The organism is Rhizobium sp. BE258, from assembly GCF_031457345.1.
Lineage (GTDB): Bacteria > Pseudomonadota > Alphaproteobacteria > Rhizobiales > Rhizobiaceae > Rhizobium.
The window spans coordinates 204,284-220,977 of sequence record NZ_JAVDWL010000008.1; the positions used below are offsets into that span (position 1 = coordinate 204,284).

Consider the following 16,694-nt stretch of genomic DNA (forward strand, 5'->3'; position numbering starts at 1 on the left):
GGCATGCTACTTCAGCGACAGCAGCATTTCCAGTGCTGTCGCAACGGTCGCGAGCCGAACCTGTTCGCGGCCGATATCGCCATAGAGCATCTTGCGATGGAGGAGTTCGCCGCGCCGTGATTTTGCTGCGAGATGCACGAGACCGACAGGCTTCTCCGGCGAGCCGCCGCCAGGGCCCGCAATGCCGGTAACGGCAACCGCCACAGCGGCGCGCGAGCGGAAGAGGGCGCCATGCACCATCTGCCTCGCCGTCTCCTCGGAGACCGCGCCGAAGCGGGCGAGCGCCTCGTCGTGAACGCCGAGCATCTCCATCTTGGCGGTATTCGTATAGGTCACAAAGCCACGGTCGACGACGGCTGACGACCCGGAAATCTCCGTCAGGGCGCTGGCGATCAATCCGCCGGTGCAGGACTCGGCCGTCGAGACCATCAGGCCGGCGGCCGAAAACTCCCGGATGATCTTTTCTGAGAGAGCAAGGATATCAGCCGGAAACATCGTCACTCCTTCGTGCCACGGAAGACAACCGTGGCCGTGGCAATTGCCGCGATGCCTTCACGGCGGCCGACGAAGCCGATCGTTTCGTTGGTGGTCGCCTTGACCGAGCAGCGGCCGATCGAGATACCGAGGAATTCGGCCAGATTGGCGCGCATCTGATCGCGGTGAGGGCCGACCTTCGGCGCTTCGGCGATCAGCGAGACGTCGGCATTCATGATCGTGCCGCCGCAGTCGCGGACGATTTTCGCCGCGTGCTCAAGGAAAATCCGCGAGGCGGCACCCTTCCACTGCGGGTCGGATGGCGGGAAGTGATCGCCGATATCGCCGGCGCCGCATGTGGCAAGCAGCGCGTCCGTCAAGGCATGCAGCGCGACATCGGCGTCCGAATGGCCCTTGAGCTTCTGGTCGTGCGGAATGAACAGCCCGCAGAGCGTCACCCCGTCGCCGGGCACGAGCTGGTGGACGTCGTAGCCATTGCCTGTGCGAACATCGGGTAAGGCAGACGACGACAGCCGGTTGTCGGCAAGGGCGATATCGCGTTTGACGGTCAGTTTCATGTTGTCAGCCGATCCTTCCACGATGGTTACCGGCATTCCGGCCCATTCGGCAATCGATGCGTCGTCGGTGAAATCGATGCGGCCTGCGGAATGGGCCTTCTCATGAGCTGCAAGAATGGCATCATAGGCGAAGGACTGCGGTGTCTGCGCTGCGAAGAGATGGTCGCGCGAGACGGTTTCGAGAACCGTTCCGTCTTTGTTGGCGCGCTTCAGCGTATCGGCGACCGGTGTTGCCGGGAGAACCGCGGGCGCGCCGTCGGTTAGCGCACCGGCAATGCGATCGAGCAGGTCATGGTCGAAGAACGGCCGTACCGCATCGTGGATCAGCACGTGGGTGATGCCCCTGTCCTTGAGATGCCTGAGACCCGCCAGGACCGACTGCTGGCGCGTCGCGCCGCCATGAACTGCCACGATCGGCGTTGCCGAGAGGATATGGCGCAGCGCCTTGTCGAACAGCGCCTCGTCGTCGGGATGAATGACGACGACGATCTGCGAGGCATGTTCCCATGTCATGAAGTTTTCAAGCGTGTGGGCAATAACCGGCTTGCCGCCGATCATCCGGTACTGCTTCGGACCCTCGGTGGACGCGCCTGCACGCTCGCCGCGCCCGGCGGCAACGACGACGATACCGGCCGATAATGGTTGCTTCGAATGCATTTGCGCCATAAATCCCTAAAATAAGCAGAAAGCGACACATGTGCTCTATAGGCTCGGCTACCGGCTTTCCAGCTTCTGCCCGAAAAATATCAATTCTAACCAAAGCCTCTTGGCAAGCCATTCGTCTATGGCTAAAAATAGTGCAGCCATATTGTGTGCCTGAAAGATAATCAATTGCATCGAGTGAACCTAGCAGCGCCTTTGCAGATCGGAAACGTCTCCGTGCGCAACCGTGTTGCGCTGGCGCCCATGTCCGGCGTCACCGATATGCCGTTCCGGCAATTGGCCTGGCGATACGGCGCCGGTCTCGTCGTCACCGAGATGGTTGCGAGCCGTGAACTGGTCAACAACGCCGCCGAATCCTGGTCACGGCTGCAAGCCGCCGGTTTCAAGCCGCATATGGTGCAGCTTGCCGGTCGCGAGGCCTATTGGATGGGAGAGGCGGCAAAGGTCGCTGCCGACGCAGGTGCCGATATTATCGACATCAACATGGGCTGCCCGGCAAAGAAGGTCATCGGCGGTTATTCGGGCTCGGCGCTGATGCGCGATCCTGATCATGCTCTCACACTGATCGAGGCGACGGTGAAGGCCGTCAATGTGCCTGTCACGCTGAAGATGCGCCTCGGCTGGGACGAGAATTCGCTGAACGCTCCCGAGATTGCCAAGCGCGCCGAGGATGCCGGCGTCCAGCTGATCACCATCCATGGCCGCACCCGCATGCAATTTTACGAAGGCAAGGCGGACTGGGATGCGATCCGCGCCGTCCGCGATGTCATTTCCGTGCCGCTGATCGCCAATGGCGATGTCAACACGCCTGAGGATGCTGAGGAAATCCTCCGCCGCTCGGGCGCCGATGCGGTAATGCTCGGCCGTGGCTGTCAGGGCCGCCCCTGGCACGCGGGCGTCATTGCCGGTGCCGCCGGTCCGAAGCGCCCGGAAATCGCTGATATCGCCGTCGAACATTACCGGATGATGCTCGAATTCTACGGCGAACATGTCGCCATTCGCCATTCGCGCAAGCATCTCGGCTGGTACCTGGAGCGCTATGCGCCAGCGCTGTCAAAGGACGACAAAGCCGTGATCATGACTTCGAAGCAGCCGCTGGAGGTGGAGCGGCGGCTTTACGATGCGCTCTCTGCAGAGGCAGAAGCAGCTGAAAGCCGGGAGGCGGCATGACCGACAAGACGCAGGCGGATCAGACGGGTGGTGTGGCGATGGCGGTTCTGAATGCCATCCAGAACCCTGTCATCATGGTGGACGAGGCCGGTCTCGTCGCCTTTGCCAATTGGGAGGCCGAGGCTTTCTTCGGCGCCAGCGCCTCGCATTTGGCGCGCTACAAAATCTCGACCTTCATTCCCTTCGGCAGTCCGCTGCTGGCGCTGATCGATCAGGTCCGCGAACGCCGCGCACCGGTGAATGAATACCGCGTCGATCTGAGCTCGCCCCGCCTTGGCCAGGACAAGCTGGTGGATCTCTATGTGGCGCCGGTGATCAGCGCGCCGGGTTCCGTCGTCGTCGTCTTCCAGGAGCGCTCGATGGCTGACAAGATCGACCGCCAGCTGACGCATCGCGCCGCTGCCCGCTCGGTAACCGGCCTTGCATCGATGCTGGCGCATGAGATCAAGAACCCGCTGTCGGGCATCCGCGGCGCGGCCCAGCTTCTCGAACAATCCGCCATCGATGAGGACCGGGCGCTGACGCGGCTGATTTGCGACGAGACTGACCGCATCGTATCGCTCGTCGACCGCATGGAAGTCTTCTCGGACGAGCGCCCCGTCGATCGCGTCCCGGTCAATATCCACTCCGTTCTCGATCATGTGAAAGCCGTGGCCAAGGCTGGCTTCGCCCGCCAGATTCGCATCACCGAGAACTACGACCCTTCGCTTCCGGCCGTTTACGCCAATCGCGACCAGCTGGTGCAGGTGTTCCTCAATCTGGTGAAGAACGCGGCAGAAGCCGTCGGCGAACGGCAGGATGGCGAAATCCTGCTGACGACGGCCTATCGTCCGGGTATCCGCCTCTCCGTCGCCGGAACCCGCGAGAAGATTTCGCTGCCGCTGGAATTCTGCGTGCAGGACAACGGCCCCGGCGTTCCCTCCGACCTGTTGCCGCATCTCTTCGATCCCTTCATCACCACCAAGACCAATGGCAGCGGCCTCGGTCTGGCGCTGGTCGCCAAGATCATCGGCGACCATGGCGGCATCATCGAATGTGACAGCCAGAACAACAAGACCACCTTCCGCGTCCTGATGCCCGCATCCAAGGATGCCTCTTCCGATGACGCGGCAATTGCAAACCCCACAGGAACTTCTCGATGACAGCAACGATCCTCGTCGCAGATGATGATGCGGCCATTCGTACGGTGCTCAATCAGGCGCTCAGCCGGGCCGGGTACGATGTTCGCATTACCTCGAACGCCGCCACGCTCTGGCGCTGGGTTTCGGCAGGCGAGGGCGATCTTGTGGTGACCGACGTTATCATGCCCGATGAGAATGCCTTCGATCTGCTGCCGCGCATCAAGAAGGCGCGGCCGGACCTGCCGGTGCTTGTCATGAGCGCCCAGAATACCTTCATGACGGCGATCAAGGCCTCCGAAAAGGGTGCCTACGACTACCTGCCGAAGCCGTTCGACCTGACGGAACTGATCGGCATCATCGGCCGGGCGCTTTCCGAGCCGAAGAAGAAGCCCGCGAAACTCGACGAGGACATGCAGGACGGCATGCCCCTGGTCGGCCGTTCGGCGGCAATGCAGGAAATCTACCGCGTCCTCGCGCGTCTGATGCAGACCGACCTGACGCTGATGATCACCGGCGAATCCGGTACCGGCAAGGAACTCGTCGCCCGCGCGCTCCACGATTACGGCAAGCGCCGCAATGGCCCCTTCGTCGCCATCAACATGGCCGCAATCCCGCGCGACCTGATCGAATCCGAATTGTTCGGTCACGAGAAGGGCGCCTTTACCGGTGCGCAGAACCGCTCGACCGGCCGCTTCGAGCAGGCCGAGGGCGGCACGCTGTTCCTCGACGAAATCGGCGACATGCCGATGGATGCACAGACCCGCCTTCTGCGCGTGCTGCAGCAGGGCGAGTACACCACGGTCGGCGGCCGTACGCCGATCCGCACCGATGTCCGCATCGTCGCCGCCACCAACAAGGACCTGAAGCAGGCGATCAACCAGGGCCTCTTCCGCGAGGATCTGTATTACCGCCTCAACGTCGTGCCGCTGCGCCTGCCGCCGCTGCGCGATCGCGCCGAAGATATTCCGGATCTTGTCCGCCACTTCATCCAGCAGGCTGAAAAGGAGGGCCTAGGCACCAAGCGATTCGATCAGGAAGCGCTGGAGCTGATGAAGGCCTATGCCTGGCCCGGCAACGTGCGCGAGCTTGAGAACCTTATTCGCCGTCTGATGGCACTTTATCCACAGGATGTGATCAGCCGCGAAATCATCGAAAGCGAGCTGCGCTCCGACGTCCCCGACAGCCCGATCGACAAGGGTCCGATCCGCTCGGGTTCGATGACCATCGCGCAGGCTGTCGAAGAGAATATGCGCACATACTTTGCAAGTTTTGGCGAGAATTTGCCGCCACCTGGGCTTTATGACCGTGTACTGACGGAACTCGAATATCCGCTGATCCTCGCGGCCCTGACGGCGACACGCGGCAACCAGATCAAGGCAGCCGATCTGCTGGGCTTGAACCGCAATACGCTGCGCAAAAAGATCCGCGAGCTTGGCGTTTCGGTCTACCGGAGCTCCCGCACAGCTTGACAATGTGGCGGCATGCGTTGCATTTTCGCCACAATGCGTTGCTTAAAGGTCACGCATAGGGTTTGGACAATCGTAACCATAACAGATGGTCTGTGCCGCTGATCTCGATAGACCGGGATTGCGCGGGCGCTGATGGTTTTTCGGCCCGGTGATTGCAGATGTGGCGTGGCGGCTTGCCGCCAGGAGAATGACCAGATGAAGCAGGATGCGGCATCGCCTGCGGCAGAAGACGAAGGAGTGGCAATCGTCACCGATCGTCGCGCGCTCTTTGCATTGCCCGGTCTCATGCTGGCCGGTGGTGCGCTTCTTTGTGCCACCGCCACACTCTTCGTGCTTCTCGGCTTCACGCCGATCGAACCGACCTCCCGCGTGGTCATCACCTCAGTCGTCGTCAATTCGTTCTTCGTTCTCGGCCTGATGGCGCTGATTGGCCGCGAGGTCGCACGGCTGATGAAGGCGCGTACGCGCGGAAGGGCGGCCGCCCGCCTCCACATCCGCATCGTCGTGCTGTTCTCGCTCGTGGCAATCACGCCGGCGATCCTCGTCGCACTCTTCGCCAGTATCACGCTGAATGCCGGTCTCGATCGCTGGTTCGCGCTCCGCACTCAGTCGATCGTCAGTTCGTCCCGCAATGTCGGCCAGGCCTACATGATGGAGAACGCAAGTTATCTCCAGGGCCAGACCGTATCGATGGCCAATGATCTGGAGCGCAATCGCACGCTCTACAATCTCGATCGGACCGGCTTTGCGGAATTGATGACCCGCCAGGCGCGTGGCCGCGGCCTGCTCGGAGCTTTCCTCGTCGAAAGCAACGGCGATGTCATCACGCAAGCCGATATCAAGACCGAGAAGCCGTTGCCGGCGATCCCGCCGGATGCGCTGACCAAGGCCGCTGCCGGCCAGCCGACGCTGATTCCGCCGGGCGTGACCAACCTTGTCGGCGCCATCATCAAGCTCGAGTCCATTCCGGATGCTTTCCTCTACACCGTGCGTGCGGTCGATCCGAAGGTCATGGGCGCGATGCGGCTCATGCAGGAAAACGCCAACGAATATCAGTCGATGGAGGCGGGCCGGGTCTCGCTGCAGATCGCCTTCGCGGTTCTCTATATCGGCTTCGCACTGATCGTTCTGCTTGCCGCCATCTGGACGGCGATTGCCGTTGCCGACCGTATCGTCCGGCCGATCCGCTTGCTGATCACGGCAGCCGACAGCGTTGCCTCGGGCAACATGGACATCGTCGTGCCCGTGCACGCCGTCGATGGCGACGTTGCCAATCTGTCGCGCACCTTCAACAAGATGATCTCCGAGATCCGCACCCAGCGGGACGAAATTCTGGAAGCGAAAGACGAGGTCGACGACCGCCGCCGTTTCATTGAGGCGGTCCTATCCGGTGTCACCGCTGCGGTCATCGGTGTCGAGGGCGACCGGGCAATCACCATCGTCAACAGTTCGGCCGAGGCATTGATGACGCTCGACGCGTCCGACATGCTCGGCAAGCAGCTGGCCGAGATCGCCCCCGAGGTCGATCAGGTGCTGACCGAAGCCGCCCAGCGCTATCGCGGCGATTTCCGCAAGCAGATCGCCTTGGTGCGGGGCGGTACCGTTCGTACTCTCAGCGTCCAGGTGACGCGTGAAGAGGTGCGCGATGGCGCCGAATCCTACGTCATCACGCTCGACGACATCACCGATCTGGTCATTGCCCAGCGCTCGACCGCTTGGGGTGACGTGGCGCGCCGCATTGCCCATGAGATCAAGAACCCGCTGACGCCGATCCAGCTATCGGCCGAGCGCATCCAGCGCCGCTATGGCAAGCAGATCAATCAGGACGACAAGACCGTCTTCGACCAGTGTACCGATACGATCATCCGCCAGGTCGGCGACATCGGCCGCATGGTCGACGAATTCTCGGCCTTTGCGCGCATGCCGAAGCCGACCAAGGAGCAGAGCGACCTGCGCGATATCCTGCGCGACGCGATGTTCCTGCGCGAGATGGGCAATACCCATGTCAGCTTCCTGCAGGATCTCGGCGAACGGCCGCTCGAAGGCATGTTCGATAGCCGGATGCTCGGCCAGGCCTTCGGCAACCTCATCAAGAATGCCGTCGAGGCCATCGAGTCGGTGCCGAGCGAGGAGCGCGACGAGCGCAAGGTGCTTGTGCGCGCCGGGATGGACGAGGGCCGGGACCGCTTCACCGTCGATGTCATCGACAACGGACGCGGCCTGCCTGTCGAAAACCGGCACAGCATTCTGGAGCCCTATATGACGATGCGCGAGAAGGGCACCGGGCTCGGCTTGGCGATCGTCAAGAAAATTATTGAAGAGCATGGCGGGCAGCTTGAGCTGCATGATGCGCCCGCAGATTTTGACCAGGGGAGAGGAGCCATGATCCGCGTGCATCTGCCGCGTCTCGAGCCGGCTTCGTCCGCCCCTGCTGAAACCGACAAGGAAAGCGTTTATGGCCTCTGATATTCTCGTCGTCGACGATGAGCACGATATTCGCGAGATCGTCTCGGGCATCCTTTCGGATGAAGGTCACGAAACGCGCACGGCGCATGACAGCGACAGCGCGCTGGCGGCGATTTCCGATCGCGCCCCGCGGCTGATCTTCCTCGATATCTGGATGCAGGGCAGCAAGCTCGACGGCCTTTCACTGCTCGACGAGATCAAGACCCGCCATCCCGATATCCCGGTGGTGATGATTTCCGGCCATGGCAATATCGAAACCGCGGTTTCCGCCATCAAGCGCGGCGCCTTCGATTTCATCGAGAAGCCGTTCAAGGCCGATCGCCTGATCCTGATTGCCGAGCGCGCGCTCGAGAATTCCAAGCTGAAGCGCGAAGTCTCGGAACTGAAGAAGCGGGCAGGCGATGCCGTCGAGCTGATCGGTACTTCGGTTGCCGTCTCCCAGCTTCGCCAGACGATCGAGAAGGTGTCGCCGACCAACAGCCGCATCATGATCTTCGGCGCATCCGGCTCCGGCAAGGAGCTGGTGGCGCGGATGATTCACAAGAAGTCGACGCGCGCCAGCGGCCCGTTCGTCGCGCTGAATGCAGCCAACATTACGCCAGATCGCATGGAAATCGCGCTTTTCGGCACGGAAGGTTCACCCGGCCAGGCCCGCAAGACGGGCGCTCTCGAGGAAGCGCATCGCGGCATTCTCTACCTCGACGAAGTCGGCGAGATGCCCCGCGAGACACAGAACAAGATCCTGCGCGTGCTTGTCGACCAGCAGTTCGAACGCGTCGGCGGCTCGAAGCGCGTCAAGGTCGATGTCCGCATCATTTCCTCGACGGCCTATAACCTCGAAAGCCGCATTGCCGAAGGATGGTTCCGCGAAGACCTCTATCATCGCCTGGCGGTGGTCCCGGTTCGCGTGCCGGCACTGGCCGAGCGCCGCGAGGACATTCCGTTCCTCGTCGATCAGCTGATGCGCCAGATCTCCGAACAGGCCGGCATTCGTTTGCGCCGGATCGGCGACGACGCGATGGCGGTGCTGCAGGCCCATGACTGGCCGGGCAATATCCGCCAGCTGCGCAACAATATCGAGCGCCTGATGATCCTTGCCCGCTCCGACGGTCCCGACGCGCCGATCACCGCCGACATGCTGCCGACCGATCTCGGCGACATGCTGCCGAAGGTCTCTGCCAAGAACGACTACCACATCATGACGCTGCCGCTGCGCGAGGCCCGCGAGATGTTCGAGAAGGACTATCTCATCGCCCAGATTAACCGCTTCGGCGGCAACATCTCGCGCACGGCCGAGTTCGTCGGCATGGAGCGCTCGGCGCTGCATCGCAAGCTGAAGTCGCTCGGCGTTTGATCATTTTCCGGCGCGCAAGCCCGCGCCGGCTCTCTTCATTGCCCCACAGCCAGGTTTCCCGATGCCAAGAATTTCCTACGTCAACGGCCAGTATGTTCCCCATGCCCAGGCGGGCGTTCACATCGAGGATCGTGGCTACCAGTTCGCCGATGGGGTCTATGAGGTCTGCGAAGTCAGGCACGGCTATATCGTCGATATCACCCGCCACCTCGACCGCCTGAACCGCTCGTTGAGTGAACTCCGGATCGCAGCGCCGATGAGCCGCGCGGCACTGGTCACCGTGATTCGCGAGACGCTTCGCCGCAACAAGGTGAAGAACGGCCTGTTCTACATGCAGGTGACGCGCGGCGTGGCGCGGCGCGACCACGTTTTTCCGGCCGAGGGCACCAAGCCGTCAATCGTCATCACCGCCAAGAGCACGGATCCGTCGATCATTGCCAAAAAGAATGCCGGCGGCATCAAGGCCATCAGCATGCCTGACAACCGCTGGGACCGTGTTGATATCAAGACCGTTGGCCTGCTGCCGAATGCGATGGCCCGCCAGCAGGCCAAGGAAGCCGGTGCCCAGGAAGCGATCTATGTCGATCGCGACGGCTTCGTTACTGAGGGCGCTGCCACCAACGTCTGGATCGTCGATGCCGATGGCACGCTGATCACCCGTCCGGCTGAACACGGCATCCTGCGCGGCATCACCCGCACGACGCTGATCGATGTCGGTGCCAAGCTCGGCCTCAAGATCGCCGAGCGCAAGTTCACCGTCGCCGACATGCTGGCGGCCCGTGAAGTCTTCATCACCGCCGCGACAAGCATTTGTTTTCCTGTCGTTTCCCTGGATGGCGAGACGATTGCCAACGGTCACCCCGGCAGCGTCTCCCAGAATATCCGGGAAGCCTTTTTCGACGTTGCGGAAAAGATTGCGATTTGATACCAAGATTTGCTGGACGCAGGGGATGAGGGTACCTGCTGATGGCTTGGAGAGGCTGATTAGTATTCCACCGGCTGAGACATGTCGGCAATAAAGAAAGAAGCGGCGCGATGGCGGAACGTTCTCAGAATTTGCAGGACTTATTTCTCAATACTGTTCGCAAACAAAAGATTTCCCTGACAATTTTTCTTATTAACGGCGTTAAGCTGACCGGCGTTGTCACTTCATTCGACAACTTCTGTGTTCTTCTTCGCCGTGACGGTCATTCGCAACTCGTGTATAAGCACGCGATCTCGACCATCATGCCGGGCCAGCCGATGCAGATGTTCGAGAGCGAAGAAGCCGCTTCCTGATAGGATCAGACGTTATTTCGACACGCGATACGAAGAATGATTCCATCATCCCGGAAGCCGAAAAGCTCCGGGACGATATGAACGCGACCGTCGTCGTGCCTGTTCTCAAGCAGGCACGCGGACGCGGCGCATCCGCTGACGGTGCGATCACCGTCACCCGCTCTCCTGAAAGCCGGCTCGAAGAGGCCAGCGGCCTCGCCGAAGCCATCGACCTCGATGTCGTCTACGGCGCCATCGTGCCGATCAGCGATCCGCGGCCCGCAACGCTGCTCGGGACCGGCAAGATCGAAGAGATCAAGGCCAAGCTCGAGGAATACGATTCGGGCCTGGTGATCGTCGATCACCCGCTGACCCCGGTACAGCAGCGCAATCTCGAGAAGGCATGGAACGTCAAGGTCATCGACCGGACCGGGCTGATCCTTGAAATTTTCGGCCGCCGTGCGTCCACCAAGGAAGGCACGCTGCAGGTCGATCTGGCGCATCTGAACTACCAGAAGGGCCGTCTGGTCCGCAGCTGGACCCACCTTGAGCGCCAGCGCGGCGGTGGCGGCTTCATGGGTGGTCCGGGCGAAACCCAGATCGAAGCCGACCGGCGCATGCTGCAAGACCGGATCATCAAGCTCGAGCGCGAGCTGGAGCAGGTGGTGCGCACCCGCCAGCTGCATCGCGCCAAGCGCCGCAAGGTGCCGCATCCGATCGTGGCTCTCGTCGGATATACCAATGCCGGCAAGTCGACGCTGTTCAACCGCATCACCGGTGCTGGCGTGCTCGCCGAAGACATGCTCTTCGCAACGCTCGATCCGACGCTGCGTCGCATGAAGCTGCCACATGGCCGCACCGTCATTCTCTCCGACACGGTCGGCTTCATTTCCGATCTTCCGACGCATCTGGTCGCAGCCTTCCGCGCGACGCTTGAAGAAGTGCTGGAAGCCGATCTCATCCTGCATGTCCGCGACATGGCCGATGACGACAATCCGGCTCAGAGCGCCGACGTTCTGCGCATCCTCAACGACCTCGGCATCGACGAGGCGGAAGGCGCCAAGCGCATCATCGAGGTCTGGAACAAGATCGACCGGCTGGAACCGGAAACGCATGACGTCATGGTCCAGAAGGCCGGCGGTACCAAGAATGTCGTGGCGGTTTCGGCCGTCAGCGGCGAGGGCGTCGATCAGCTGATGGAAGAAATCAGCCGCCGCCTGTCCGGCGTCATGACCGAAGCAACCATCACGATCCCGGTCGGCAAGCTTGCTCTTCTGCCATGGATTTACGAGCACGCCATCGTCGATGCCCGCGAAGACAATGAAGACGGGTCGATCACGCTCGATCTGCGCCTGTCGGAGACGGAAGCTACCGCCCTCGAAGGGCGGCTCGGCAGCGGATCGAAGGCCAAGGAAGATTGGGAGCGCTGAGCGCTCCAAGGCTCTAGCTGTATTTCCGGTTCATGGAGGGGATGGCATGGCTGAGATCAAGGCGCGCGCCGGAGGGCTGCTGCTGATTGCGCTCGGATGCGCGATCGCCTGGTTCTTTCTCCTGCAGCCGCTTGAGGAAGCGCAGGCCGGTGTTCCCGAAGTCAGCTATCAGCTGAAAGCCTTTCTTGCCGTACCCGCCTGCCTCGTCTTCGGCCTCGGCTTTCTGGTCGCCGGTGCGAAGCTCAACTATCGCGATGCCGCCGCGAAAAAGCTGACGGTAACCGGCTGGATACTGTTTGCCATCGTCGCCGCTCTGACGGCCGCAGGCTACTGGTGGTTCCAGCAGCAGTTCTCCGCGCTCGGCTATAGCAGCGCCGTCTGATTACTCAAGGCAGTTCGCTGCGGGGCGAAAGCCACTCTAGGCCAATGCGACCGACCGGATCGAGTAGCTCGCCGGTGACCAGCGTCGTGATCAGGTTTCGGAGCAGTGGCAGTTTGGTCGCCGGACCGATCATCACATCTCTGCTCATCGGCAGGAGACGGCTGTCGGACTGATAGAAGGGCGTCAGCACCCGGCTCAACAGTTGATAGAACCGGATGTGCAATTGCCGTTGCCTGAGATGGCGGGCGATCGCGTCGCTGACCGATGGCTCACGGGCGAGCGCCGCGCAAAGAGAGGCAGCATCGAGCAGCGCCATATTGGCACCCTGTCCGAGCTGCGGGCTTGTCGCGTGCCAGGCATCGCCGATCTTGACGCTGTTTACTGCCGCAAGCGGTAGCCGCGTATGATGCCGGTAGCGGGCATGGACTGGCTCGGCCGCCGCCGCGAAATGCGCCGCCTCGGGCCAGAAGCGATGCACGGCCTCCATCCAGGCCTCGCGCCCGGCGTCCCGCCAAGCCGCCACATCCTTGTTGCGGATGCTCCAGAAGAAGGTTGCCATTGGCGCCGCGCCATCCTTCGCCGTACCGACCGGCAGGACACCCGCCATCTGGCTGGCGCGGTGGTAGCGCTGCTCCAGTTCGTCGGAGCGGAAGGTGCCGGACCCATCCCAGGGAACGGTGGCCCAGAGTGCGCCATAGTCGAGTTCTGTTGACGATTTGTAACCGATCGGCGAACTGGCACCCATGGCATCGACGACGAGTTCGGATGCGGCTGATGTCTTGCCATTGCCGAGCTTCAACCGTGGCCGCACGCCTGGCTCGATCGCCGTCACCCGCGATGCAGTCTCGAAGCCGACGCCGGCGGCGACCGCTGCATCAAGCAGCAGGTCGAAAAGTGCGACACGCTGGATGGCGATGCCGGAGGCGCCGTTGCGGTAGCCCACGTCAAGCACGGTGCGGCCCGTCGTCGACAGCTTTCCGTGCATGCGCCGTATCCTGGCGCCGCGTTAATCGACCTTATCAAGCAGACCCATCGCAGAGAGAACGGCCGATCCCGTCGGCTGCAACACGAAGCCCGATCCAACCGGCTGTGGTGCCGCCATCTGGTCGTAGATCGTCACGGTGGCACCATGCCGCGCCAAGAGTGCCGCAAGCGACAGTCCGCCGATCCCGGCGCCTGCAATCGCGATCTCAAGGCCGGCGAGCTTCATGGCGCCTCAGCCAAGCTGCCGTTCGATGGCCTTGGCGGCCTGCCAGATTTCTTCCATCCGCTCCAGGCTGGCAACCTGCAACGTCTCGCCTTCTTTCTCAAGAACCGTTTCTATATGATTGAAACGGCGCCTGAACTTGGTGTTTGTTCCGCGCAGAGACTGTTCCGGATCGGCATCGACATGGCGGCCGATATTGACGACGGCGAAAATCAGATCGCCTAGCTCGTCGCTGACCTTGGCCCTGTCGCCATGCGCCAGCGCCTCCCGCAGCTCACCGATCTCTTCCTCGATCTTGTCGAGGATCGGCTCCGGCGCCGACCAGTCGAAACCCACCTTGGCGGCGCGCTCCTGCAGCTTCAGCGCTTCCGTCAGTGCAGGAAAGCTGCGCTGTACGGAGCCGAGATGTCCGGCATTGAAATCCTCGCTCAGGCCACGCTTGGCGCGGCGTTCAGCGCGTTCGCGCTTTTCGGCCTGCTTGATCTCGTCCCACTGCTGCTTCACCCGCGCGGGCGTATCGGCATCCGAGCGGTCGAACACATGCGGGTGGCGGCGGATCATCTTGCGGGTGATCGCTTCCACGACATCGCCGAAGGAAAACTCGCCGGCCTCCTCGGCCATCCGCGCATGAAAGACCACCTGCAGAAGCAGGTCGCCGAGTTCGTCGCAGAGATCGTCCATATCGTTGCGCTCGATCGCGTCGGAGACCTCGTAGGCTTCCTCGATCGTATAGGGCTTGATGCTCTCGAAGGTCTGGACGATGTCCCAGGGGCAGCCGGTCTCAGGATTGCGCAGCGCCGCCATGATCTCGATGAGGCGTGAAATGTCTTTCGAAGGTTCCATGATCGCTCAATTCAGGGGAATGTCGTTGGCGCTTTTTGAGGATTGGTAGCTCTCGGACAGCCCGGCGTAGCGCGCCTTGATTCTGGCCGTCTGTTCCTTGAGTTCAGCGCCCAGCGCGCGCTCCTCGGTTTCCACCAGGTCGGCAATCGCAAAACTGTTCCAGAAGGCGTTCTGCTTGCGGTAGCCGCCGGGCTCCAGCCCGAAGACTTCCTTCAGGATTTTCAGGTCGTGCGGGATCGCGAATGCGTCGCGCGAATCTTCGTGGCTGAAGAAATAGTAGAAATTGTCGAAACCCGCCCAGGTGATTGCCGACATGCACATCGTGCAGGGCTCGTGGGTCGACAGGAAAATCAGGTCCTTCGTCGCCGGTTTCTCGCCAAGTTCGTAGAAGCGCTTGAGCGTATGGACCTCGCCATGCCAGAGCGGATTTTCGAGCTCGTTGTTGGTTTCGGCTATGACAAGCGAGAGATCGGACTTGCGCAGGATCGCCGCGCCGAACACCTTGTTCCCGGACGCGACACCGCGCTCGGTCAGCGGCAGGATATCGCGCTCCATCACGTCGAGCAGGCGAGGGGCGATCGTCTTTGAGGCCATGGCTTTCTCCTTATGCCCCGAAGTCTATCCCGCCCGGGCAAGAAGAAAAATGCCGAAATGCCAGATGGACGTTTTTGATCACAGGCTTTACATTGCACTGCAGCGACAACGGCGTCGCTCGGGCGACTTTTCTCAAATCAGTGGCATGCAGGCAAAAGATTACGCGGACCGCGTAGGCTTTCGAATTTCTGTTTCTTCAACGCCTTGCCCGTTACAGGCATATTGGCGCAACTTCGAAGTGGAATGATAATGCCTTCCAAGAGCGAACAGCTATCGGTTTTCCCTGCCTTCTTCCGTGTGGAAGGGCGGGTCGCAGCCGTCTTTGGCAACGGAGACGAGGCCTATGCGAAGGTGCGCCTGCTGCTGAACACGCAGGCGCGGATCGTTGCCTATGCCGACCGCCCTGAGGCCAGCTATCACGCCTTCCTCATTGCCAATCGCATCGAGACGGTTCGCGCGGATTTCAGCGCTGATCAGGTGAATGGCGCAGCGCTCGTCTTTGCCGCCACCGGCGAGGCCGGGCAGGATCGCGCGATCGTCGATGCCGCGCGCGCCGCAAAGATCCCGGCGAATGCCGTCGATCAGCCCGACTATTGCGATTTCTATACGCCGGCCCTGGTCAATCGCGCTCCCGTCGCCGTTGCGATCGGCACCGAAGGCGCCGGTCCCGTGCTGGCGCAGATGATCCGCGCGCAGGTCGATCAGCTGCTGTCGCCGTCGCTTGGACGCCTTGCAACACTGGCAACCAGCTACCGCCGCGCCGTCGAGCAGCTAATTCCGCGCGGCGTTTCCCGCCGCGTCTTCTGGCGCGGTTTCTTTTCCGGAGCGGTGGCCGATGCGGTTGCAAACGGCAATCTGCCCGAAGCCAAGCGCGCCGCCAATGCGCTGCTGCAGGAAACCGGCAAGGCGCAGGGCCGCGTTTGGCTGGTCGGCGCCGGTCCGGGTGCCGAAGATCTTCTGACGCTGCGTGCCCAGCGCGTCATGATGGAAGCCGATGTTCTGGTTTTCGATGCGCTGGTCCCGCAGGCGATCGTCGATATGGGCCGCCGCGATGCCGAGCGCATTTCTGTCGGCAAGCGCAAGGGCTGCCATTCGAAGTCGCAGGAAGAGATCAACGATCTGCTGGTGCAGCTTGGCCGCGACGGCAAGCGCGTCGTGCGCCTGAAGTCCGGTGATCCCCTGGTCTATGGCCGGGCAGGCGAGGAGATGGCGGCGCTACGCGCTGCCGGCATCGCCTATGAGATCGTCCCCGGCATCACGTCGGCTTTCGCTGCCGCCGCCGATTTCGAGCTGCCGCTGACCCTGCGCGGCGTTGCCTCGTCGCTGGTCTTCACCACCGGCCACGATCTGACCGGCGATGTGCTGCCCGATTGGGCAAGCCTTGCGGTCTCCGGCGCGACAATTGCCGTTTACATGGGCCGCACCGTTGCGGCCTCGGTTGCCGAGCGGCTGATGGAGGCCGGCATTCCGGCGGAGACTACGGTCGCCGTCATCGAGAATGCCAGCCGCGCCGATCGACGCCTGCTGCATGGCATTCTGCGCGATCTTCCCGACCTGCAGCATCGTGACGAATTGACGGGTCCCGTCATGGTCATTATCGGCGATGCGGTCGCAGGCGCCAATTTCGAACTGTCCGAGCCTCTGGTGCGCCGTCAGGCGACCGTGCCGGAACTTGCAAGGAGCTGA

The 16,694-nt window shown here is 62.0% G+C and carries 14 protein-coding genes and 1 pseudogene; 10 read left to right on the top strand and 5 right to left on the bottom strand.

All coding sequences use genetic code 11. The annotated features are described in order from the left end of the window. Positions 1-6 precede the first annotated feature (6 nt). Together J2X43_RS25845 and J2X43_RS25850 are read right to left on the bottom strand one after the other, a co-directional pair. Positions 7-501: a CinA family protein gene (locus tag J2X43_RS25845; protein WP_112518599.1), complete on the bottom strand. Its 495-nt coding sequence runs from the start codon at positions 499-501 to the stop codon at positions 7-9. Continuing rightward, entirely contained in the window at positions 498-1,718 is a 1,221-nt protein-coding gene (locus tag J2X43_RS25850; RefSeq protein ID WP_310299164.1) for a bifunctional 2-C-methyl-D-erythritol 4-phosphate cytidylyltransferase/2-C-methyl-D-erythritol 2,4-cyclodiphosphate synthase, read from the bottom strand. The genes J2X43_RS25845 and J2X43_RS25850 overlap by 4 nt, the downstream gene beginning before the upstream one ends. Before the next feature lie 144 nt (positions 1,719-1,862). On the opposite strand from J2X43_RS25850, the gene dusB reads away from it, so the two are divergent. The 9 genes from dusB to J2X43_RS25895 all read left to right on the top strand — a co-directional run bounded on the left by dusB (position 1,863) and on the right by J2X43_RS25895 (position 12,364). Beyond that, positions 1,863-2,885, top strand: a complete 1,023-nt coding sequence (gene dusB, locus J2X43_RS25855) for a tRNA dihydrouridine synthase DusB (RefSeq protein ID WP_310299167.1) — start codon at positions 1,863-1,865, stop codon at positions 2,883-2,885. Continuing rightward, the gene (locus tag J2X43_RS25860) at positions 2,882-4,027 is read left to right on the top strand and encodes a nitrogen regulation protein NR(II) (protein WP_310299170.1); all 1,146 of its coding nucleotides are present in this window, start codon (positions 2,882-2,884) and stop codon (positions 4,025-4,027) included. The genes dusB and J2X43_RS25860 overlap by 4 nt, the downstream gene beginning before the upstream one ends. Then, on the top strand, positions 4,024-5,475 hold the full coding sequence (gene ntrC, locus J2X43_RS25865) for a nitrogen regulation protein NR(I) (RefSeq protein ID WP_112388138.1): 1,452 nt from the start codon (positions 4,024-4,026) through the stop codon (positions 5,473-5,475). Before J2X43_RS25860 ends, ntrC begins: the two co-directional genes overlap by 4 nt. A 195-nt stretch (positions 5,476-5,670) precedes the next feature. Further along, on the top strand, positions 5,671-7,941 hold the full coding sequence (locus J2X43_RS25870; protein ID WP_310299173.1) for a PAS domain-containing sensor histidine kinase: 2,271 nt from the start codon (positions 5,671-5,673) through the stop codon (positions 7,939-7,941). Then, positions 7,931-9,295 (top strand): sigma-54 dependent transcriptional regulator, encoded by a 1,365-nt coding sequence (locus tag J2X43_RS25875; protein ID WP_112388140.1) that lies wholly within the window; start codon positions 7,931-7,933, stop codon positions 9,293-9,295. Before J2X43_RS25870 ends, J2X43_RS25875 begins: the two co-directional genes overlap by 11 nt. Before the next feature lie 61 nt (positions 9,296-9,356). Then, a complete protein-coding gene (locus J2X43_RS25880; RefSeq protein WP_310299176.1) occupies positions 9,357-10,220 on the top strand; it encodes a D-amino-acid transaminase in 864 nt (287 codons plus the stop codon). A 110-nt stretch (positions 10,221-10,330) separates the two neighbouring features. Further along, a complete protein-coding gene (gene hfq, locus J2X43_RS25885) occupies positions 10,331-10,573 on the top strand; it encodes an RNA chaperone Hfq (RefSeq protein ID WP_003539403.1) in 243 nt (80 codons plus the stop codon). A gap of 77 nt (positions 10,574-10,650) precedes the next feature. Then, positions 10,651-11,982 (top strand): GTPase HflX, encoded by a 1,332-nt coding sequence (gene hflX / locus J2X43_RS25890; RefSeq protein WP_310299179.1) that lies wholly within the window; start codon positions 10,651-10,653, stop codon positions 11,980-11,982. A gap of 46 nt (positions 11,983-12,028) precedes the next feature. Beyond that, a complete protein-coding gene (locus J2X43_RS25895) occupies positions 12,029-12,364 on the top strand; it encodes a hypothetical protein (protein WP_310299182.1) in 336 nt (111 codons plus the stop codon). Between the two features lie 4 nt (positions 12,365-12,368). On the opposite strand, the pseudogene J2X43_RS25900 reads toward J2X43_RS25895, so the two are convergent. The 3 genes and pseudogenes from J2X43_RS25900 to J2X43_RS25910 form a co-directional block, all read right to left on the bottom strand. Further along, positions 12,369-13,574 (bottom strand): annotated as a pseudogene (locus J2X43_RS25900) (FAD-dependent oxidoreductase). Between the two features lie 6 nt (positions 13,575-13,580). Continuing rightward, complete coding sequence (mazG, locus tag J2X43_RS25905; RefSeq protein ID WP_310299185.1) at positions 13,581-14,414, bottom strand: nucleoside triphosphate pyrophosphohydrolase; 834 nt, start codon at positions 14,412-14,414, stop codon at positions 13,581-13,583. Between the two features lie 6 nt (positions 14,415-14,420). Beyond that, a complete protein-coding gene (locus tag J2X43_RS25910; RefSeq protein ID WP_310299188.1) occupies positions 14,421-15,008 on the bottom strand; it encodes a nucleoside deaminase in 588 nt (195 codons plus the stop codon). A gap of 249 nt (positions 15,009-15,257) precedes the next feature. On the opposite strand from J2X43_RS25910, the gene cysG reads away from it, so the two are divergent. Next, a complete protein-coding gene (gene cysG / locus J2X43_RS25915; RefSeq protein ID WP_310299191.1) occupies positions 15,258-16,694 on the top strand; it encodes a siroheme synthase CysG in 1,437 nt (478 codons plus the stop codon).